The organism is Catenisphaera adipataccumulans, assembly GCF_014202755.1.
Taxonomy (GTDB): Bacteria; Bacillota_I; Bacilli_A; order Erysipelotrichales; family Erysipelotrichaceae; genus Catenisphaera; species Catenisphaera adipataccumulans.
This window is the reverse complement of the sequence record NZ_JACHHK010000003.1, coordinates 81,057-102,261: the sequence shown is the minus strand read 5'-3', so window position 1 is coordinate 102,261 and position 21,205 is coordinate 81,057. Positions and strand designations below refer to the sequence as shown.

Sequence of the window (21,205 nt, the reverse complement as noted above, 5' to 3'; positions counted from 1 at the left end):
GAGGAATGATGTCGGTATCGGTAGCGATGGCGGTCTGCAACGGCGAAGCGTATCTGGCAGCTCAGATTCGTTCGATCCTGCCGCAGCTGAGCGCGCAGGATGAGCTGATCGTCTCTGTGGATCCAAGCACGGATCGTACAAGAGAAGTGCTTGATTCCTTTCAAGATCAGATCCAGGTCTTTGAGGGCCCAGGTAAAGGCGTCACGGCAAACTTTGCGAATGCTTTGTCACATTGTCATAATGCGGTCATTTTTCTTTGTGATCAGGATGATCTTTGGATGCCCGATAAAGTGAAAAAAGTGACAGCGGCTTTTGTTCCCGGCGTAACAGTCGTGATGCACGATGCGAAGATCATTGATGCGGATAGGAAAGAAATCGCACCGTCGTTTTTTGCGGAGCGTCATGTGAAGCACGGGATCTATCAAAATATGATGAAAAATTCATACATTGGATGCTGTATGGCATTCCGAAAAGAATTACTGGATGTCATCCTGCCGTTTCCCAAAGAACTGCCGATGCATGATCAGTATATCGGCATCGTCGGAGAAATGATGGGGACATCGATTTTTCTGCCGGAGCCGCTGCTTTTATACCGTCGGCATGGCCAGAACGCTTCCGCGATGCATCATGCGGATGTTAAGCAAATGCTGATCTGGCGGAAACAAATCTATAAGGCCGTAAAGGCCGCAAAAAAGAAGGTGAAGCAGAATGATTTCAGTCGCAATGGCCGTCTATAACGGCGAACAATATATTACGGAACAGCTGGATTCAATCTTTCACCAGGAACGGCCGGTCGATGAAGTGGTGATCTGCGATGATCGTTCCAACGATCGGACCGCGGCAATCATCGAAACTTATCAAAAAACGCATGATGTGCCGATCCGGCTGCTGCGGAATGAAAAAAATTTGGGATATAAATTGAATTTTAAAAAAGCCATGGCGGCCTGCCGCGGCGATTACATTTTTTTATGTGATCAAGATGATCATTGGGATCGAGATAAAACGAAAAAGATGATGCAGATCATGGAAAGCCGGCCGGATATTCTGGTCCTGGCTTCTTCTTTTCGTTATATGGATGCCGACGATCAGGTCATTGAAGTCAAACCGCTGCCGGGATTCTCCAATAACAATCTTTATACCAAGCCGGTCGAACCGGGTGCCCTGGTGCAGGTGCATCTGGAAGAGTTTTTGACCCATAACTATTTTCAAGGTTGTGCATTGGTCATCCGGCGCTCGCTTTGCGATGAGGTCCTGACGCACTTTACCACACGTCTGCACCATGACTGGCTGATCAATCTGACGGCAGCCCGTCATGAAGGAATGTATTTTCTGAATGTGCCGTTATTTTCTTATCGGATCCACAACAGCAATGCGGTGGGAGTGCCGGCGGTCAACCGAACACATTGGGAACGTTTAAAAGAGACCAACACGATGGCTATCCGGACCCAGCTGTCGGAAGAAGGTGCGGCCACGCTGCAGACGCTGCAGGAGATCGATCCAGCTTTTTATCATGAACATCAGAAAGAATTTGACGATTTAGCAGATTTCTATCAGAAGCATACACAGTATCTGCAGGAAGGAAAATTCTTCAAACTTCTGATGCAGAATCGGAATCCGCATTATGCGGAATTAAAGACCAGAAATGCCCGGATCATGGATTTGATCTTTGTATTTGAGAATAAATTTCATCGGCGCTGAATGCGCCTTTTTTCTTGAAATATTGAAAACAAAGGACTTTTTGGTATAATTATAACGGTTTATAATGGAGATAAAAATGAGAGAGTATAAAACACTGGTCATTATTCCGGCATACAACGAAGAGAAGAACATTGTCAAAACGGTCAAGGATCTGCAGGAAAATGCTCCGGAAGCTGATTATATCGTGGTCAACGACGGATCTGCGGACCGCACCCTGGAGGTTGTTCGGGAACATGGCTTTCCGTATTTGAATAACTTGTGCAACCTGGGTCTTTTCGGTGCCGTACAGACCGGTTTTTTATATGCGTATGAGAATCATTACGATGTTGCCATTCAATTTGACGGAGACGGCCAGCATTCGGCCGCCTGCATCAAGGATCTGGTCAAAGAGATCGCGGGCGGCAACGATATTGTGATCGGTTCCCGCTATGTAACGGAAAAAAAGCCTTGGACCAAGCGTATGGTCGGCAGCCGGCTGATCAGCGGTGCCATTCATTTGGTTACCGGACACCGGATCAATGATCCGACCAGTGGTTTTCGTGCGTACAATGCCGACTGCATCCGCGATTATGCGACCGACATCAACAATCCGCCGGAACCGGATACGTTGGTGTACATGCTGCGGAAAGGCCGCACGATCAAGGAGATCCAAGTGCAGATGAATGAACGGGAATATGGTGAATCGTATTTGAATATCACGAATACCATCAAATATATGGGCCGCATGATGATTTCGATCTTTTTTGTGCAGCCGTTCAGAAAGGTGGATTAAATATGGATCTGCGATTGAATTTTGTCTTTATTTTCGCGAGCATCGTGACGTTTGTTTTCGTGATGTACCAAATCCGTAAACAGGGCCTGAATATTGGGGATGCGATCGTTTGGATCCTTTGGTCCGTGGCACTGATGATCGTCAGTATATTCCCAGGTCTGGCAGTCCGCTTGGGCAGTCTGTTAGGATTTATTTCTACCAGTAACTTTGTATTTTCTGTTTTTATCTTTTTCATATACATTGTAGTGTTCTGGCAGATGGTGGAAATTTCCCGTCTGAAAGAGAAACAGAAAGAATTGATCCAGCGGCTGAGCATAAAAGATTATGAACAGCGCGAAAAGGAAAAAGGAGGTTCCGGACATGAGTAATTATTTGATCGGAATCCTTTTCACGGCATTTTATATTGCGTATATGTATTTTTTAGGCGGTGCCGTCGTTAAACAGGATCGAAGCTATTCTTACCAGTTTTTGATCGGCTATATGGTGTTCAGCTTCTTTGTCGGCATCGGCGGCATCATCATTCAGGTCATGAATCTGCCTTGGCGCTTGTTTGCCGCGTATCTGGCTATTGTATATCTCGGCTTGGCTATTTTTGCGCTGACGACTTACATCCGCCGGCACAATACAGGCTATGTGCGCAGCGACCGGCATCCCTTCCGCAGTCAATGGTTCATCGGTTTTACGGCGTTGGCTCTGACGCTGGTCATGCTGACGACGATCACCTATTTGTGGCAGAATAACAGCCTGGACGACGGATATTATCTTTCTTGGGTCTCTTCCGTTCCATATAATTCGGAAACAGGCTTTTTTACCAATCCTTCGACGGGGTTTCAGATGACGCTCGAAGGCATGGGCGCGTATATTTTTAATACCATTTATACGGAATATTCTGTGTATGTCTATCTGCTGCACATCAAAACGACGGTGTTCTGCCGATTCTTCATGTCCTTTTTTAACTACTATTTATATGGATGCTGCGTGACGGCATTCTGCGAATTTGTATTCCGCCATACGAAGGCCGAACTGCGCCCGGATTATTTTCAGTTTGCGGTTGCCATTTTGTTTTTGTTTGGTTTTGCGGAATCGTTCCTCTATAACAATCACCTGTTGATCCTGCAGGATTCATGGCAGTTTAATACCGCGATGTTTTATGGTTCGTCCATTGTCCGTACGATGTCGATTTTTATGATCGTGCTGCCGTTTTTGGACCGGGATCAGCTGACGGTCCGCGATGTGCTGACGGTCGGAGCGATCGCGGTGGTCTTGATCAGTAAATCCAGTATTGCCTTGCCGCTGATCATCATTGTCAGTCTGGCGTATCTGATTTGTTTGTGGCTCTTTTCTTTTGACAAACGAAATTATTTATGGATCTTGCTTCTATTGATCGCTATGCTGACGATATCGATCGTTTTGGGCAATAATGCATCATTTGAATCGTTGGTTCATACATATTTTCTGGATAATCTGCGCAGTATTTTATTCTGGCCGTGCGTCGTATTCTTTATTACCAGTTTTTTGTATCACAATAAATACATCATCCGATTCAACTGTATCTTATTGATCGTTCTGGCCCTGATGATCGTTCCGGTGTTCAATAATATTTTCGAATCGGCTTCGATGTACAATTTCGTGGCTGCGCGTGCTTTTACGACATTTACTTATACCTTTATCGTAGCAAGCTTTTCCTACCTGCTTTTGGATATTGTTACTTTGGTCAAAAATCCTTTTCTTGTCCGTCGGATTCTTTCCGCGATCGGTTACGGAATGTGTATTGCCGTTTTCGTGACGACCAGTGTTTCAAACAATCTGCTGGATAGTTATGAGATCATTTTGGAAAATCCAAATGTCATGCCCGAATCAACCATCAAGCTCGGCGAAGTGCTGGAAATGTGGCACGATCAGACCGGCACGCAGAATGTGGTCGTATCCAGCGAAGGACTGAATAACGTCAACGGGTATAAACATAGTTTGGGCGTCATGATCCGGGCCGTATCGCCGCACTCGATCGCGCTCTCGGCGATCAGCCGTTTTGGCGAAGATAAAATGGGTCCGTACCAATCGTATACGAAAGATTCTCAGCGTTACTTTTATGTTTTCCTTTCGCAGCCGAACAACGATACCTATCAGCCGCTGTCACAGACTGTAAATGCGAACGGCATCAATGTGCTGGTCGTCACAGAAGAACCGGGCGATTCGCTGGATATCGCAACGTATTCAAATTATTTATCCGGTGATGGTTTCGGGCTGTATGCGATCGTTGAAGATAACAATGCCGGCATCAAACACTATGTGTACACGAGGGTGGTCTGACATGATTTCAGTTTTAATGTCGACATATCGTGAAGCAGATAATATTCTGCAGGAAGCCGTCGATTCGATCCTGCGGCAGACCTGCCGTGATCTGGAATTTATCATTCTGTGTGATGATCCGGGAAATACGCACACGCAGCGCATATTGGAAAATTATGCCAAACAGGACAGCCGGATCCGCTTCTATATCAATGAACAGAATCTGGGGCTGACTGCTTCCTTAAATAAGGGATTAAAACTTGCGCGCGGTGAATACATTGCACGCATGGATGCGGATGATATCTCGCTGGCTCACCGGCTGGAAAACCAGCAGGCGTACTTGGAAAACAATGGCTATGATTTGATCGGCAGCCGGATGATGATGATCGAAGAAAACGGCAATGAAATTTACTCGATCCAAAAAGTACCGACCGATGCACAGCGGATCCAAAAATGTCTGAAATACGGAACTTGTCTGGCACATCCGACTTGGTTCGGACGCCGGGAAGTCTTTGAGAAGCTGCATGGCTATCGTGATGTACCGTTCTGCGAAGATTCTGATTTTGTGCTGCGGGCACAGCTGGCCGGATTCCGGCTCTCCAATGTCGATGAGATCTTGGTCAAGTACCGCATGACCAAAGCAAGCCAATCGCGTTCCAATTTATATGATCAGTATTTGAACATGACCTACATTACTTCTGCCTACCGGCAGGGAAGAACGGCCGATCTAGAACAATGTGATGCCTTTGTGAACCGCCGTAAATCGGAAAAACGGGCCAAACGGTTTTCTAAAGCCAATGTATTATTTAACCAGATGCTCAATGATAAACGAAAAAAACAATATTTTCGTTTGATCAAACATGGGCTCCAGCTTGTGTTTACGTCCGGTTCGTATGTGAAGAAGATCTGGCGCTTTGTGATGTTGGATGTGAACAGCCGATGAAACGCTACTATACAACGGGATCCTTTGCGAAAATGGCCAACGTCAGTGAACGGACGATCCGCTATTATGATCAGATCGGCTTGCTGAAGCCGTCTTATGTCAAAGAAAACGGCTATCGCCAGTACAGCGAAAAAGACTTTATTAAACTGCAGAAAATTGTCGCGCTGCGGCATTTGGGCTTTTCACTGGAAGAAATTTATCCGATGGTGGAGGAAGAAACCGATATTCGTGATTCCTTCCGCATGCAGATTGATTTGATCGACCGGGAATTGAACCACCTGCAGTCGCTTCGGGATGCGCTGGCACAAGTGGCATCGCATGAAGCCGACTGGCAGGAAGTGGTGTCTGTGGTGCAGCTGTTCAACCAGGAGTCTAAGTGGATCGAGAACTATAAAGATGCCAATCAGCTGAATATCCGCATTGCGCTGCACGATCAGTTTTCCGTCAATCCCAAAGGATGGTTCCCTTGGCTGTATGAACACATTGATTTTTCCCGCATCATGCGCTTGTTGGAAATTGGCTGCGGCAACGGAAAACTTTGGGAAAACCGGACCATGGATCTGCGGCATCGGGAAATTTTCCTGTCTGATTTATCGGAGGGAATGGTCGAGGAAGTACGGCGGAAACTAGGAAAAGATTTTAACTGTATTGTGATCGACGGTCAGCACATTCCGTTCAAGGATGATTATTTTGATGCCTTGATCGCGAATCATGTGTTATTTTATATAAAAGACCTCGATCAATGTATGGCAGAAATGCATCGTGTGCTGCGCCCGGGCGGCGTGCTGTACTGCACGACGTACGGAAAAGAACACATGAAAGAAATTGAACAATTAGCGCAGGCATTTGATAAGCGGGTCAAATTGTCCGATCAGCCTCTGGCTGATGCCTTCGGTGCCGAAAACGGGGAACAACTGCTTCGGGAGCATTTTAGCGATGTGCAGCGGATCGACTATCCGGATTCACTGCGAATCACAGCAGCTCAGCCGCTGATCAATTATATTATGAGCTGTCATGGCAATCAGAATGAAATTCTGGCGCCTCAGCTGCCGGAGTTTAAAAAATTTTTACAATCATTCATTGATAAAAAGGGTTATATTGAAGTGAAGAAACAAGCTGTGTTGTTTACAGCAAAAGTTTGAAAGAAGGATGTATATGAAGAAAGTGATCAAGATCTTGATCTGTCTGCTGGCAGTCGGTATGATGAGTGCCTGTACGACCAAGGCAGATGTACAAATCACAAAGCCTGGATCCACGAAAACGTTGGTCCTGGGTGAAAAGTCGGATACTGCGCTGCATATACGGCTGCGCAATTATTCCGGTTCCGTTTTTCAGACTTTTACTGTGACCGATGCGACGACCGGAGCCGTGACAGATAACTTATTGGGTTCCAATACTTGGGACAATATGCAGTTTGCTAATCTTTACTATGAGCCAGATTCCGAATCAGACTCGATCACGGTTACATTGACCATCGGTCAGGTCCAGGTGATCTTTGATGATTTTCCGATGACGGATATCAAAGGAACGGCAGAGTTGTGTTACACACAAGCCAATGAATATTATCTGCAGTACACCAGCGCCGCAACGGGTGCAAAGACCCAGCTTCTCAGTCAGACAGTTCATCCGTCCACAGATGATGAAGACGACGATGACACGACGGACAGTACGACGGACAGTACGACGGATAGTACGACCGATAGTACAACGGACAGCACCACAGATAGTTCGGACTATTCAACCTATGACAGCTCGTATGATTCCAGTACATCCGGTTATGATTATTCAAACGGCTATGATTACTCAAGCGGTACGGACAGTTCGGAAGTCTACAGCGGCGGAACCACCGATAGTTCCGGAACAACAGATTATTCGAGCAGCTACGACATGTCGACGTATTCATCCTATTCGACCGGAACGAGCGAAATCTCAACGGGTCAATAATGAAAAGGGGATAAGAAAATGGAACAAAAGATTGCGTTTATCATCCCATGCTACAATGAGAGCATCACTATCGAAAAAGTTGTAAAAGACTGCCGGAAGGCGATCCCGGAAGCGGACATTTATGTGTACGACAACAATTCTTCCGATCATACGGATGAGATCGCACGGCGGGCCGGCGCCATCGTGTGTTATGAGCATCAGCAGGGCAAGGGGAATGTGGTCCGAACCATGTTTCAGGAAATCCAGGCCGACTGCTACATCATGCTGGACGGGGATGATACCAATCCGCCGGAATTTGCTCCGGAAATGGCACGGCTGGTGCTGGAAGAAGGGGCAGATATGGTCGTCGGCGATCGGCTGTCTTCCACATATTTTCAAGAAAACAAGCGTCCGTTCCATAACTTCGGCAATACGTTGGTCCGCGGTTTGATCAATAAATTATTTGAAAGCGACATCAAGGATATCATGACGGGTTATCGGGCTTTCAGTTATCGTTTTGTCAAGACCTTTCCGATCCTTTCCAAGGGATTCGAAATTGAAACAGAGATGACGATCCATGCGGTCGCCAACAATATGGCTGTGCGCAATGTGGTCACGGATTATCGGGACCGGCCGGAAGGCAGTGAATCCAAGCTGGATACGGTTTCCGACGGACGAAAAGTGCTCGGTACGATCTTTCGGCTGCTGCGCGGCTACCGGCCGATGTTCTTCTTTAATATTCTGGCGCTGATCTTATTCGTGATCGGCATTACGATGTTCAAGCCTGTGTTAAAAACGTATCTGCTGACTGGATTGGTGCCGCAGTTTCCGACATTGATTGTCAGCTGCTTTGTGATCTTGGCCGGCATCTTATCGTTCTTTACCGGTTTGATCTTAAATGCGGTGGCGGATAAGAACCGTAAGGATTTTGAGTTTCGGCTGCAGCAGGTGACTTTCAATAAACAGTTAATGGATCAGATGAAAAAGAGAAGTTGAGAAACTTCTTTTTTCTTTGAATTTCTTGACTATTACGTTACGTTAGGGTTTACTGTAGAAATGAATGGAGGCTGTTATGAAAGGTATCATTTTAGCAGGCGGCAGCGGTACCCGGCTGTATCCGCTGACCAAAGTAACCAGTAAGCAATTACTGCCGATTTATGACAAACCGATGATCTATTATCCAATGAGCATCTTGATGACGGCGGGCATCCGGGATATTTTGATTATTTCCACACCGGATGATACGCCGCGTTTTGAAGAATTGCTGCGGGACGGATCTCAGTTTGGATTGAACCTGTCTTATAAAGTGCAGCCGTCTCCGGACGGACTGGCGCAGGCATTTATCCTGGGAGAAGATTTTATCGGGAATGATGGTGTTGCCATGATCCTCGGTGATAATATTTTCCACGGTCACGGCCTGACCAAACGGCTGCGGGCAGCAGCAAAACGGGAAAACGGTGCAACGGTGTTCGGCTATTATGTCGAAGATCCAGAACGGTTTGGTGTGGTTGAATTTGACGAGCATCAGAAGGCGGTTTCTCTGGAAGAAAAGCCGGCACATCCAAAATCGAATTATGCGGTCACCGGGCTGTATTTCTATGACAACAAGGTCGTTGAATATGCCAAGAACTTAAAACCAAGTCCGCGCGGTGAGCTCGAGATCACGGATCTAAACCGAATTTATCTGGAAAACAACGAATTGAACGTGACCCTGCTGCAGGATGGTTTTACGTGGCTGGATACGGGAACGCATCAGTCGCTGTTTGATGCGGCAAATTTTGTAAAAACGATAGAAGAACACCAGCATCGCAAGATTGCCTGCCTGGAGGAAATCGCCTATAACAACGGCTGGATCTCCATGGATCAGCTGAAAGATGCCTATGAGATTTATAAGAAAAATCAATATGGTGATTATTTGAAAAAAATCATCGATCGGAAATATTTGAGACAAGGAGAAGAAGCATGAAAGTAACAGAGACAAAGATTCCCGGCGTATTGATCGTAGAGCCGGATGTATTCGGCGATCATCGCGGATTTTTTATGGAAACCTACAACAAACAAAAATATGAAAAATTAGGGATCACCGTGGATTTTGTACAGGACAATATGTCGTTCAGCGCCAAAAAAGGTACGCTGCGCGGCTTGCACTGGCAGAATGCCCCAATGGCTCAATCCAAATTGGTCAGCTGTGCAGCGGGCAAAGTTATCGATGTCGCTGTTGATATCCGTAAAGGAAGCCCGACATATGCCCAGTGGGTCAGCGTGGAACTGAGCGCCGAAAACAAGAAGCAGTTCTTTATTCCGCAAGGCTTTGCACATGGTTTTTTGACACTGACCGATAACGTGGAATTCCGATACAAGGTCGATAATTTCTACTCGAAAGAACACGACCGCGGCATCCGCTATGATGACCCGACGATCAATGTCGATTGGGGCGGCCTGCTGAACGGTATCGAGCCAGTATTATCGGAAAAAGATACGACGGGTCCGACACTGGAAAACGCCGACTGCAATTTTACTTATGAAGCGTTCCGTTAACGGATCTCAAATTCTGCTGATCGACGTACTAATCGTCTATACGACTTGGCTGATCGCATGCAGCTTGCCGAATTCAGTCCTGGTGATCCCGTTTGGAGCGCTGGTGCTGATTCTGAATACATTGCGTCTGAAATGGGACAAACAGATTCATTCGATCTTCAACTGGATGATCCGCTATCGATATCCGATCGCTCTGGTGATTTTTGTATTATGCGTGCTGCTGCGGCTGCACGGATCCTCGATCAACGTCGTTCAGAATTATTTAATCGCATCTAAGGGAAGCTCAAATCTGTTCGGCGTTTCCCATGCGATCCGTTCCGACGAATATGACGTACAGCTGCCCTACTATTTTTCTCAATACTATAACGCGTATCGGGAAACCAGTTATCAGATGAGCTTATCCGGGCAGGACATGATCTTAGGATATAATTCGCCGGTATGGTCGCTGACATTGATCGGCAAACCATTTGTCTGGGGTTATATTTTATTCGGCAATGAAATTGGCCTTTCCTGGTACTGGTGCATGAAATTGATCCTGGGGATCCTGGTCATGTATGAAATGATGGTGATCTTGACCAAGCAGTCAGAATTTTCCATGTTTGGGGCTTTCTTCATCATTTTTTCACCGGCCATGCAGTGGTGGTTTTCCCCGCATATCTATGATGCATTTTTTTGGGGCGCGGCGATCTTCGTTGTCGGCTACCACTTTTTTGCCGCTTCGGGAACTTGGCAGAAATTCGGGTTTACGATATTAGCTGTCGGTGCCTTGACCGGATATGTATTGGCATTGTTTCCGTCTTTGCAGATCCCGCTGGGCATTCTGGCTTTGGTGATGATGATCGTCTGTTTATACCGTGATCGTTCAGAGTGGAAGTGGCAGAAAAAAGATTGGCTCTGGCTGCTTGCGGGCGGTGCTGGATTAACCGTTGTACTAGGCAGCTTTGTGCTGACGGCTCAGGATGCGATCCGGACTCTATCGGAAACGGTGTATCCGGGACACCGGGTCAGCACTGGCGGAAACTGTCATTGGTCGGATTTATTTACTAACTTAAGCAATATGTTTTTCCCTTATACGGAAAAAACCAAGATATCCAATCCGTGTGAATTGTGTACGTTCAATCATCTTGGACCGGTCTGTCTGGCTTATTTTCCGTATTTGGCATATAAAATACGCAAGAAAAAAATCCGAAACGTGCTGCCGGCCGGCATCGTGCTGGCGGCGGCTTTGATGATTGAAATTATTTTTATGATCATTGGTTTTCCGGTATGGCTGGCAAAGGCCACTTTATTTTCGTACGTGAATCGGATGCCGCTGGTCTATGGCTACACAGCGACTTTATTCACCTTATGGACCATGTCGGTGCTGATCAAATATCCGCTGAAAACAAAATTATGGATCAATCTTGTGTATACGTTCGGTTTCGGTGTCATTTATCTTCATGCAGCATCGCTGTACGATGATCAGCTGGCTGTTTCGCATCAAGCGTATTTGGCTTGGGCCGTGGTCTTTGTGCTCGCTTTCCTATTGATGACAACCAGACGGAGGCGGCTGGTGACGGCGCTGATGATCATGATCACAGCGATCTCCGGCATGACGGTCAACCCGATCGCCCATGGTACGGATGGTGTGACGGAATATAAAATTGTTGAAGCGGCAGAGAAATTAAATAAGAAAAAAGATGGCTACTGGCTGACGGTCAATGATGAAGGCGGTATCCTGCAAAATATCTTATTGGCGAACGGTTCCAAAGTGCTCAATGCGGTAAATTTCTATCCGGATTACGGTAAATGGAAAGCGGTCGATCCGAAAGGAAAATACGATGATGCATACAATCGATATGCGCATCAAAGCGTTGTGCTGACAGATAAAAAGACTTCGGTCAAAACGCTCACACCGGATTCGATCCTGGTCTCTTTGAATTATCAAGATCTGAAAAAATGGCACGTCACTTATCTTGTCAGTAAAAGCGAAATTTCCGAAAAATTGACGGAGTATGGCTACCAATATAAAGAGACGTACCATGACCGTCTGGGTTATCGGATCTATCAATTGGAGTATGATTCATGAAAAATTTATTTCAACAAATTATTCGGTTCGGCATTATCGGCGGCATTGCGACAGTGATCGACTGGAGCACCTTATATGTCTGCACCGAATATTTCGGGATCTATTATTTGATTTCCGGCGTCATTTCGTTTACCGTGGCAACGGTGTTCAATTATTACGCCAGTGTCAAATGGGTCTTTCATGTCGATCCCAATAAAAGTAAAAAGAAAACATTCACGACATTTATCGTGTTCAGTGTGATCGGTCTGGGGATCAATGAATTCGTGATGAAATACTGTGTTGAATCGTTCGGCATCTATTACATGTATTCCAGAGTGATCGCGACAGCCGTCACGATGGTCTTCAACTTTATCACACGTAAAATATTTTTGGAGTAGGAGGAAAGAAAATGAAATATTTAGTAACCGGGGGCGCCGGCTTTATCGGCGGCAATTTTATTCATTATATGGTCAATAAATATCCGGAGGACATGATCGTCAACCTGGATAAACTGACATATGCCGGCAATTTAGAAACATGCAAACCGGTCGAAGGTAAACCAAACTATAAGTTTATCAAAGGTGATATTGCGGACCGGCCGTTCATCATGGATTTGTTTGAAAAAGAAAAATTTGATGTGGTCATAAATTTTGCGGCCGAAAGCCATGTAGACCGCAGTATCGAAGATCCGGAAATTTTCGTCAAAACGAATGTCATGGGAACGACAACGTTGATGGATGCCTGTGTAAAATATGGTATCAAACGCTACCATCAGGTCTCGACAGATGAGGTTTACGGGGACCTGCCGCTGGATCGTCCGGATCTGTTCTTTACCGAAGAGACGCCGCTGCATACGTCCAGCCCGTATTCCAGTGCAAAAGCCAGTGCAGATTTATTCGTTCTGGCTTACCACCGTACTTATGGACTGCCAGTGACCATTTCCCGCTGCTCCAATAATTACGGACCGTATCAATTTCCGGAAAAATTGATTCCGCTGATGATTTCCCGTGCGCTGGCCGATGAACCGCTGCCGGTATACGGCGACGGTGCCAATGTCCGTGACTGGCTGCACGTCTATGATCATTGTGTAGCGATCGATCTGATCGTCCATGACGGCCGCGAAGGGGAAGTTTATAATGTCGGCGGACACAACGAACGCAACAATCTGCAGGTCGTAAAGACGATCTTGAAAACACTGGATAAGCCGGAAAGCTTGATTCATTTTGTTGCGGATCGAAAGGGCCATGACCGTCGGTATGCGATCGACCCGAAAAAACTGGAAACCGAGTTGGGATGGAAACCGAAATACAATTTCGATACCGGCATGCAGCAGACCATTCAGTGGCATCTGGATCATAAAGAATGGTGGCAGCATATTTTGAGCGGTGAATACCAACAGTATTACGAAAAGATGTACACGGACAAAGGCCGTGTATAAACCTGTGGACGCAACATTACAGCAGGTGCAGGAAACCGAATTAGAAATGCTGGATGAAGTGATACGGCTTTGTCAGAAGCATGACCTGCACTTTGCGATGTTGGGCGGTTCGTGTTTAGGAGCAGTCCGTCATAAAGGAATGATTCCCTGGGACGATGATATCGATGTAGGGATGGATCGGAAAGATTATGAGCGGTTTGTTGAGATTTGTAAAAGTGAGTTGGATCCAAAGTATTTTTTTCAGCACTTTCAAAGCGAACCGAATTGTGGATATTTATTCGGAAAACTGCGCAAAAATAATACCCGCATGACCGAAGCATATTCCCAGGATGTCAAGATGCATCATGGCGTCTGGATCGATATTTTTCCGCTTGACTACGTGCCGGATGATCTGCCGTCTTTCCGCAAGAATTATCGAAAAGTATTGTTTTATCGGAACTTACTATTGGTGAAGCTTGGATTTCATGTGAAAGAGGATGCATCGGCAGCTGTCAAGGCATCTTATGCGGCGGTCCGGGCTGGGAAAGGTGTTTTGTCGGTGCCGAAACTGAAACAAAAACTAACCGAGCTGATGACGCAGCAGGATGCGATGCCGACGGATACGCTGTTTCCATATGGCTGCGCATGGGGAGAAAGAGAACGCATGACAAAGGACGACTTTTATGATGTCGTATGGGTCTCCTTCAATGGCCGGAAGGTCCCGATTTTCCGTTCATTTGATGCATATCTGACCAGAATGTACGGCGACTATATGACCTACCCGCCGAAAGAAAAACGCCGCAGTGAACATGATTTATCACAGGTACAACTATGAAACGACGAATCGTACTGGTATTTGATATATTGCCGCACCCGGAGGCCGGCGGTCTGTCAGTGACCTATCAGGCGTTGATCCCGCTGCTTCAAGACCGCTATGACTTTTGCATCATCAGCGTTTTCAACTGCGGTTATTCGCAGAATGAGCGTTATCCGGATACGCCGATCATCAATTTATTTCGGCATCATACCGATATCCGCTATGCCAAGATCAAACCTTTATTGAAACAAGGTCATCTTCTGCAGGTGCTGAATATATTGTATTCGATTTTTCTGTATTTAGCTGCGGCACCGGCCGCCGGCCGCCGGATGAAAAAACACCTGCGCTCTGATGATATTCTCATCGCGGTATCGCCGGCAGCTGCCCGTTTTATACCAAAAGCGAGAACATTTATTTTGGAAGTTCACGTTTTTTATGAATATTTTTTCGGCAAGAACAAACTCGGCAGGATCCAGGCATCGTTGATGAAAAAGCCGGCATTGACCATCTTCCGCACCAAAGCCGATATGAAGAAAGCCATGCCGACCATGAATGCGCATTATGTGTACAATTTTTTTGACGAAACCAAATATGACAGCTTGCTGCAGATCGATGCACCAACCCGCAGTCATCGGATCTTATTTATGGGACGGTTAAATACGCAGAAAAATCCGGAACGGATGCTGCGCTGTGCAGAAGCGCTAAAAAAGCGCGGCGTTGCGTTTCAGCTGGATATCTATGGTACCGGGCCGAAGGAAGAAAAGATGCGTGAATGGATCCGAAGCCATGATTTGACATCGTGTGTGACGATGAAAGGTTTCACAAAGGATAAAACCATCTACAATCAATATGCACTGCATTGGCAGACTTCGGATTTTGAAGGGCTTTCGCTTTCGATCATCGAAGCCAAAGCGTTCGGCGTTCCGACTATTTCGACCGATTGGGGCCCTGGTGTGTATGAAGTGATCCACGATGGTCAGGATGGATATATTTGTCAAAGCGAGGATCAGTTCGTTCAGAAGACAGCAGAATTGTTAAATGATCGAGAACGAATGAGAGCCATGTCTTATGCAGCCAAACAGAACGCTGCCGAATTCGGCAAAACGCAGGCCCGCCGGCATTGGCTGTATATATTGGAAAATGCGGAAAAAGGAAATTATCAATTGGAGGAAAACTGGAATGAAACTACTTGTAACAGGATATAAAGGACAATTAGGTTATGATGTCGTCAACGAAGCCGAAAAGCGCGGCATCGAAGCCGTCGGTGTTGATATCGATGAGATGGATATCACAGATGCAGAACAAGTCGATCAGGTGATCACGGCCGGTCATTATGATGCTGTTGTGCATTGTGCTGCCTGGACAGCTGTGGATAAAGCAGAGGACATGATCGATGTGGTCCGGAAAGTCAATGCACAGGGAACCCAGAACATTGTCGATGTCTGCCGGAAACTGGACATTCCAGTGATGTATTTTTCGACCGATTATGTTTTTGACGGCCAAGGCACGCGGCCGTGGAAAGAATACGATGAACGCCATCCGCTGAATGTATACGGCCAGACCAAATACGAAGGTGAACTGGCTGTGGAAGCGTATCCGAAGCATTTCATCATCCGGATTTCCTGGGTATTCGGCAAGAATGGCAACAACTTCATCAAAACGATGCTTCGATTAGGCAAAGATCACGATGAACTAAATGTCGTGAATGATCAAATTGGCATGGTGACCTATACGTATGATCTGGCACGTCTGGTCGTTGATATGATCCAGACCGATGCCTACGGCACATATCATGCGACCAATTCCGGCGATTTCATCAGCTGGTACGACTTTGCCTGTGAAATCTTCCGCCAGGCCGGAATGGATGTCAAAGTCAACCCAGTTGACAGTTCACAATTTCCGACTAAAGCGACCCGTCCGAAAAACAGCCGCATGAACCAGACCGAACTGGATGATCACGGTTTTAAGCGTCTGCCGGATTGGCATGATGCACTGGCCCGGTATTTAAAAGAGCTGAACGACTAAAATGAAAACGTTATTGACGATTGTGGTGACCGTCTATAACCTGGAATCATATATCGAAAAATGTCTGGGCAGTTTAGCGGATCAACTGACGCCGGATGTGCAGGTACTGGTGATCGATGACGGCAGCACGGATGGCTCGAAAGCTGAAATCAAATCTTTCTGTAAAAATCCGCAGATCAAATATGTGTATCAAGAAAATGCCGGTGTCAGTGCTGCACGCAATGCGGGCATTTCGCTTGCCGACAGCGAATATATTACCTTCATCGACGGGGACGACACCGCTGCACCGAATTATATTGAGACAATCCGCAGTGAGCTGAGCGAACCGACAGAATTGCTCTGTTTTGGCTATCGGGCCGTGGATGAAAAGCACAATATGAAATACAGCTATGCACCAAATCGGGAACCCATGCGTTTACGGCCGCACCAAGGAATCATTGATTTTCTGCACTATCGGCTGCAGAAAGAATGTACGCCGGAAGTGTGGAATAAGATCTTTCGTACGGATGTCCTGCAGGATCAGGATGTGACGTTCCTGCCGGAAAGGGAGATCGGCGAAGACGGCCTGTTTGTCGTGTCGTACCTGGAATGCATCCGTACGGTGCGGTTCTGCCCGGATCTGCTGATGAATTATCTGCTGCGCAGCGGTTCGGCCATGCGCCGTTATCATCCGCACTTTGCCGCTGACACGATTCATTATGTGCAGGATCTGGAATATATTTCCGGACGGAATCATTATGTGATCCCGCCGGCGGATATGATGCATTTTCTGCTGGGATTGTGGTTTGGTCTGATCAACAACGAAAGCAAAGCACCGCATTATCGCGAAGGCTGGATGCATGTGCAGAAGTTTTTGAAACAACCGTATTTTCTCGCTCATGAGAAAGAGATCCAGCACGATGAACTGCCGTTCAAACTAAAGTGTTATGAATTCTTGATCCGTCTGCATCTTTCCAAAGCAGTGTACACAGTGTTCTTTATCCGTAATCGATTCAGGAGAGGTCATTGATCTCTCCTTTTCTTGACAAATGGCGCAGATTCGCATAAAAATAGAATAGTTATTATGGAACAAAAATCAGTAAAGAAAAACTTTCTCATGAATACGCTGCTGACGATGTCGGCGTTCATATTTCCGTTGATCACGTATCCGTATGTCTCACCGATCCTTTCCCCGTCCGGGATGGGCAGCGTTTCATTTGCCACGAGCATTGCGACCTATTTTACGATGTTTGCGCAGCTGGGTATCCCGACCTATGGTATTCGTGCCTGTGCGCTGGCTCGTGATGATAAAAAAGCCTTGACCAAGACTGTGCAGGAGTTATTGATCATCAACATCGTGATGATGATCCTTTCCTACATTGTGTTCTTCATCCTGCTGTTTACTGTTCCGCAGATGAAAGATGAGAAAACACTGTTTATCGTTGTCGGCAGTATGGTCTGGCTCAACTGCATCGGCATGAACTGGATGTATCAGGGATTGGAAGAATACACGTTCATCACGGTGTGGTCCGTGGTTTGTAAAACGATTTCTGTCGTTGCCATGCTTCTGCTGGTGCATGCGAAAAGTGATTATATCATTTACGGCGGTCTTTCGATTTTTGCTTCCTACGGCTCGTCGCTGGCTAACTTTTTTTATGCGCATAAATTCATCGACTTAAAACCGGTCGGTCATTATCATTTTCGTAAACATCTGCGTCATGTGGGCATCTTTTTTGCGATGTCCTGTGCCACGACCATCTATACGAATCTGGATATTGTCATGCTTGGTTTCATGAAAACCAATGTCGATGTTGGTTATTATCAGATGGCTGTCAAGATCAAGAACATCCTGGTCAGCCTTGTAACTTCATTGGGCACGGTGATGCTGCCGCGGGCTTCTTATTACATTGGGCAGGGCGACATGAAACGGTTTCGTGCGATCGCGCAGGATGCTCTGCATTTTGTCTGGCTGGTCGCTGTGCCGCTGGCCGTTTATACAGTCCTTTTTGCTTCGCAGGGCATTTATTTTATTTCCAGTGCAGAATTTACCGGGTCCATCCTGCCGATGCAGATCGTGATGCCGACGTTGATTTTTATTGGTCTGACCAATATCATCGGGATGCAGATCCTGGTGCCGACCGGCAATGAAATGTATGTGCTGTATTCCGAAATTGCCGGCGCAGCCGTCGATTTTGTGATCAATCTGCTGTTGATCCCGCATTTGGCCTCTGCCGGCGCTGCCATTGGTACATTAGCAGCCGAAGCGGTCGTGCTTGGGGTACAATATCATTATACGAAACCGATGATCCGCAAACTGCTGAAACGGATCCCTTACGGCAAGCTGTTGACGGCCAATGCAGCCGCAGCAATCCTTTCCGTCTTCTGCCGGCATCTGGAACTGGTTTCCTCATTGCGCTGGAACAGTTTCTTGATCCTGGCGATTTCCTGCATTTTATTTTTCGTTGTCTATCTTGCGGTGCTGCTCCTGCTGAAAGAACCGCTGGTCTTAACATTTCAAAAACAAGTGCATCAGTGGCTGATGCGCAGAAAGGAAGCATGATGAAAGAAAAAATCATCGTATTGGACGATACGCAGAGCCGTTCGGCTTTGACCAAATTTAATGCCGGATCGAAGGCACGCAGTGATATTGACCGGATCTTTTCGGCCTATCCAATCTATTTTTTTGGCAACTACAACACGAAGAAATACATTTCGCGGATCTTGTTTTATCAAAGGGCGATGCATCGTTTGAAAAAAGAAGACCCGCGATCCATCTATATCATGCAGTATCCGGAATATATTCTGCCGCCGCTGATCAAGCGCCTTTATCAATTTGCGTCTGCCCATCGTACGATCGTTTATATCCATGATCTGAACAGCCTGCGGATCGGCGGTGACAACCGCGAGGCGATCAAAGAAGAAATCAGCCGGCTGAATACGTTTTCTGTGATCATTGCTCATAATCGGTTCATGCATCAATGGCTGACTGAAAATGGCTGTACCCGCCCGATCGTCGACTTGAATTTATTTGATTATCTGGCAGAGGAACCAAAGGAAAAACCATTGCGGTACGACATCGGGTTTGCGGGCAATCTGGAATATGAAAAATCCAAATTCTTATATAAAGCGATGAACCGCAATCCAGAAGTGACCTTTGAAGTCTTTGGAAAAGGCTGGGACAAGAAACATGTCGAACATGATAATCATCATTACCAAGGCACGAAAGATCCGGATGAGATCGTTGACTGCTTTCATTCAAGGTTCGGTCTGATCTGGGACGGTGATACGACCGATACGTGTGCCGGACGCTATGGCGCTTATGAACGCTATAACAATCCTCATAAGCTGTCGCTGTACATGGCGGCCGGTATGCCGGCCATCGTCTGGCAGGAAGCGGCGATCGCTGATTTTGTGAAAAAGAATGGGGTCGGAATCGTCCTGCATGATCTGAACGACCTACATAGTGAATTGGCAAAGATCACGCCGGACCAATATGCACAGATGCGTAAGAATGCCCAGGCCGTCGGTGATCGGGCACGTGCCGGTGTATTCTCAAAGACAGCAGTGCGTACCGCTGTGAAATACTTAAGAAAAGAGGCAGAACATGCGTAAAGAAACAAGAAATGATCTCTGGTTTTTGATACCGTTTGCGATCTGGACATATTTTTCAGTCTATCGCTGGTCTTTCCTGCATGAGCGGATCGTCGGTTTTTATACGATTTTATCCGTGCTGTGCATGGCGGCCATCGCGATCCGGGAACTGCAGTACGTCAAAGAATATACCAAACGAGACTATATCGCGATCCTGATCACGTTGTTCATGATGTATATGGCGATGCGCTTTACAGATACAACCGTGGCGTATTCCTGCTTTCTGACTTTCTGTGCCCGGCATACGAAATTTGATAAGATCCTGAAAGTCTGCCTGGCTGCTGTGGCACTGTCCATGGCAACGACAATGGCGGCTGCCTATATGGGCGTGATCCTAGACTATATTAAGATTGACAGTCATCGCACTCGGCATTATTTGGGCTTTACGGGCGCGCTGGTGGCTTCTGCCATTTATTTTAACTGTGCCGCGATGTGGTGCTATATACGTTCCAGAAAAATCACCTGGATCGAATTGATCCTGCTGGCAGCCGGTGCCTATGGACTATATGTGCTGACAAGATCGCGATTGTCCTTTGGCTTTACATGTGTGCTGCTTGTCTATTTTGCGGTGCGCAAGCATAAACCTTCTTTTTTATCCAAAGCGAAAAAGATACAGATCGTTATGGTGTTTTCTTTTTTATTCTGCCTGGGATTAAGTTTGGTGCTCAACTGGAATTATGATCCGCAGATTGCCTGGATGTACAAGCTGAATGGGATCTTAGAGGGACGTCTGCAGTTTGCCCACGACTCATTGCATACCTATGGCTTTCATCTCTTGGACAACCAGATCGAATATTACGGCAATGCATTAGATTACAACGGTATCCCGAGCAATGTCGGCAAAGTATACAACTATGTCGACTGTTTCTATATCCAGTATCTGCAGAAATACGGTATCTTGTTTTTTACCGTCCTGAGCGCCTTGACCACCTGGCTGGCCAATGAACTGCGCACGCATAAGAAAATCGATGCCTTGGTGATCCTGACGATCTTTGCGGTGCATGGGTTAATTGATGATTTAATGTTTACGTTGTATTTCAATGCGTTCTGGATGTTGACTGGTTATCTGGCCCTGCCGAAAAAGCAGCGAAAATTTGACTAGGATC

21 protein-coding genes are annotated in these 21,205 nt (G+C 46.4%); all 21 read left to right on the top strand.

The features are described 5' to 3' along the window. The first annotated feature begins 8 nt into the window (after positions 1-8). The 21 genes from HNQ47_RS04530 (at position 9) to HNQ47_RS04430 (ending at position 21,201) form a co-directional block, all read left to right on the top strand. A complete protein-coding gene (locus tag HNQ47_RS04530; RefSeq protein ID WP_183328015.1) occupies positions 9-737 on the top strand; it encodes a glycosyltransferase in 729 nt (242 codons plus the stop codon). Beyond that, the gene (locus HNQ47_RS04525) at positions 709-1,698 is read left to right on the top strand and encodes a glycosyltransferase family 2 protein (RefSeq protein WP_183328013.1); all 990 of its coding nucleotides are present in this window, start codon (positions 709-711) and stop codon (positions 1,696-1,698) included. Before HNQ47_RS04530 ends, HNQ47_RS04525 begins: the two co-directional genes overlap by 29 nt. 76 nt (positions 1,699-1,774) lie before the next feature. After that, entirely contained in the window at positions 1,775-2,470 is a 696-nt protein-coding gene (locus tag HNQ47_RS04520) for a glycosyltransferase family 2 protein (RefSeq protein ID WP_183328012.1), read from the top strand. 2 nt (positions 2,471-2,472) lie between these two features. Continuing rightward, positions 2,473-2,838, top strand: coding sequence for a DUF2304 domain-containing protein (locus tag HNQ47_RS04515; protein ID WP_183328010.1), 366 nt, complete (start codon positions 2,473-2,475; stop codon positions 2,836-2,838). Further along, positions 2,831-4,780, top strand: coding sequence for a hypothetical protein (locus HNQ47_RS04510; protein WP_183328008.1), 1,950 nt, complete (start codon positions 2,831-2,833; stop codon positions 4,778-4,780). Before HNQ47_RS04515 ends, HNQ47_RS04510 begins: the two co-directional genes overlap by 8 nt. A gap of 1 nt (position 4,781) precedes the next feature. Continuing rightward, the gene (locus HNQ47_RS04505; protein WP_246346059.1) at positions 4,782-5,702 is read left to right on the top strand and encodes a glycosyltransferase family 2 protein; all 921 of its coding nucleotides are present in this window, start codon (positions 4,782-4,784) and stop codon (positions 5,700-5,702) included. Further along, a complete protein-coding gene (locus HNQ47_RS04500) occupies positions 5,699-6,844 on the top strand; it encodes a MerR family transcriptional regulator (protein WP_183328006.1) in 1,146 nt (381 codons plus the stop codon). The genes HNQ47_RS04505 and HNQ47_RS04500 overlap by 4 nt, the downstream gene beginning before the upstream one ends. Positions 6,845-6,857: 13 nt before the next feature. Then, complete coding sequence (locus HNQ47_RS04495) at positions 6,858-7,646, top strand: hypothetical protein (protein ID WP_183328004.1); 789 nt, start codon at positions 6,858-6,860, stop codon at positions 7,644-7,646. Between the two features lie 18 nt (positions 7,647-7,664). Continuing rightward, positions 7,665-8,621, top strand: coding sequence for a glycosyltransferase family 2 protein (locus tag HNQ47_RS04490; RefSeq protein WP_183328002.1), 957 nt, complete (start codon positions 7,665-7,667; stop codon positions 8,619-8,621). A gap of 76 nt (positions 8,622-8,697) precedes the next feature. Then, positions 8,698-9,591 (top strand): glucose-1-phosphate thymidylyltransferase RfbA, encoded by an 894-nt coding sequence (gene rfbA / locus HNQ47_RS04485; RefSeq protein ID WP_183328000.1) that lies wholly within the window; start codon positions 8,698-8,700, stop codon positions 9,589-9,591. Next, positions 9,588-10,163 carry a dTDP-4-dehydrorhamnose 3,5-epimerase gene (rfbC, locus tag HNQ47_RS04480; RefSeq protein ID WP_183327998.1) on the top strand — a complete coding sequence of 192 codons (576 nt, stop codon included), beginning with the start codon at positions 9,588-9,590 and terminating at the stop codon, positions 10,161-10,163. Before rfbA ends, rfbC begins: the two co-directional genes overlap by 4 nt. After that, positions 10,147-12,231 carry a DUF7657 domain-containing protein gene (locus HNQ47_RS04475; protein WP_183327996.1) on the top strand — a complete coding sequence of 695 codons (2,085 nt, stop codon included), beginning with the start codon at positions 10,147-10,149 and terminating at the stop codon, positions 12,229-12,231. Before rfbC ends, HNQ47_RS04475 begins: the two co-directional genes overlap by 17 nt. Further along, positions 12,228-12,608, top strand: coding sequence for a GtrA family protein (locus tag HNQ47_RS04470; RefSeq protein WP_183327994.1), 381 nt, complete (start codon positions 12,228-12,230; stop codon positions 12,606-12,608). The genes HNQ47_RS04475 and HNQ47_RS04470 overlap by 4 nt, the downstream gene beginning before the upstream one ends. A gap of 11 nt (positions 12,609-12,619) precedes the next feature. Beyond that, positions 12,620-13,648 carry a dTDP-glucose 4,6-dehydratase gene (gene rfbB / locus HNQ47_RS04465; RefSeq protein WP_183327992.1) on the top strand — a complete coding sequence of 343 codons (1,029 nt, stop codon included), beginning with the start codon at positions 12,620-12,622 and terminating at the stop codon, positions 13,646-13,648. A 4-nt stretch (positions 13,649-13,652) separates the two neighbouring features. Next, the gene (locus tag HNQ47_RS04460; protein WP_183327990.1) at positions 13,653-14,462 is read left to right on the top strand and encodes a LicD family protein; all 810 of its coding nucleotides are present in this window, start codon (positions 13,653-13,655) and stop codon (positions 14,460-14,462) included. After that, positions 14,459-15,649 (top strand): glycosyltransferase, encoded by a 1,191-nt coding sequence (locus HNQ47_RS04455; protein ID WP_183327988.1) that lies wholly within the window; start codon positions 14,459-14,461, stop codon positions 15,647-15,649. Before HNQ47_RS04460 ends, HNQ47_RS04455 begins: the two co-directional genes overlap by 4 nt. Continuing rightward, on the top strand, positions 15,624-16,469 hold the full coding sequence (rfbD, locus tag HNQ47_RS04450) for a dTDP-4-dehydrorhamnose reductase (protein ID WP_183327986.1): 846 nt from the start codon (positions 15,624-15,626) through the stop codon (positions 16,467-16,469). Before HNQ47_RS04455 ends, rfbD begins: the two co-directional genes overlap by 26 nt. 1 nt (position 16,470) lies before the next feature. Continuing rightward, positions 16,471-17,478, top strand: coding sequence for a glycosyltransferase family 2 protein (locus HNQ47_RS04445; RefSeq protein WP_183327984.1), 1,008 nt, complete (start codon positions 16,471-16,473; stop codon positions 17,476-17,478). A 54-nt stretch (positions 17,479-17,532) separates the two neighbouring features. Next, positions 17,533-19,008: a flippase gene (locus tag HNQ47_RS04440; protein ID WP_183327982.1), complete on the top strand. Its 1,476-nt coding sequence runs from the start codon at positions 17,533-17,535 to the stop codon at positions 19,006-19,008. Next, positions 19,005-20,060: a glycosyltransferase gene (locus tag HNQ47_RS04435; RefSeq protein WP_183327980.1), complete on the top strand. Its 1,056-nt coding sequence runs from the start codon at positions 19,005-19,007 to the stop codon at positions 20,058-20,060. Before HNQ47_RS04440 ends, HNQ47_RS04435 begins: the two co-directional genes overlap by 4 nt. Beyond that, on the top strand, positions 20,053-21,201 hold the full coding sequence (locus HNQ47_RS04430; protein ID WP_183327978.1) for a hypothetical protein: 1,149 nt from the start codon (positions 20,053-20,055) through the stop codon (positions 21,199-21,201). Before HNQ47_RS04435 ends, HNQ47_RS04430 begins: the two co-directional genes overlap by 8 nt. Positions 21,202-21,205 lie beyond the last annotated feature (4 nt).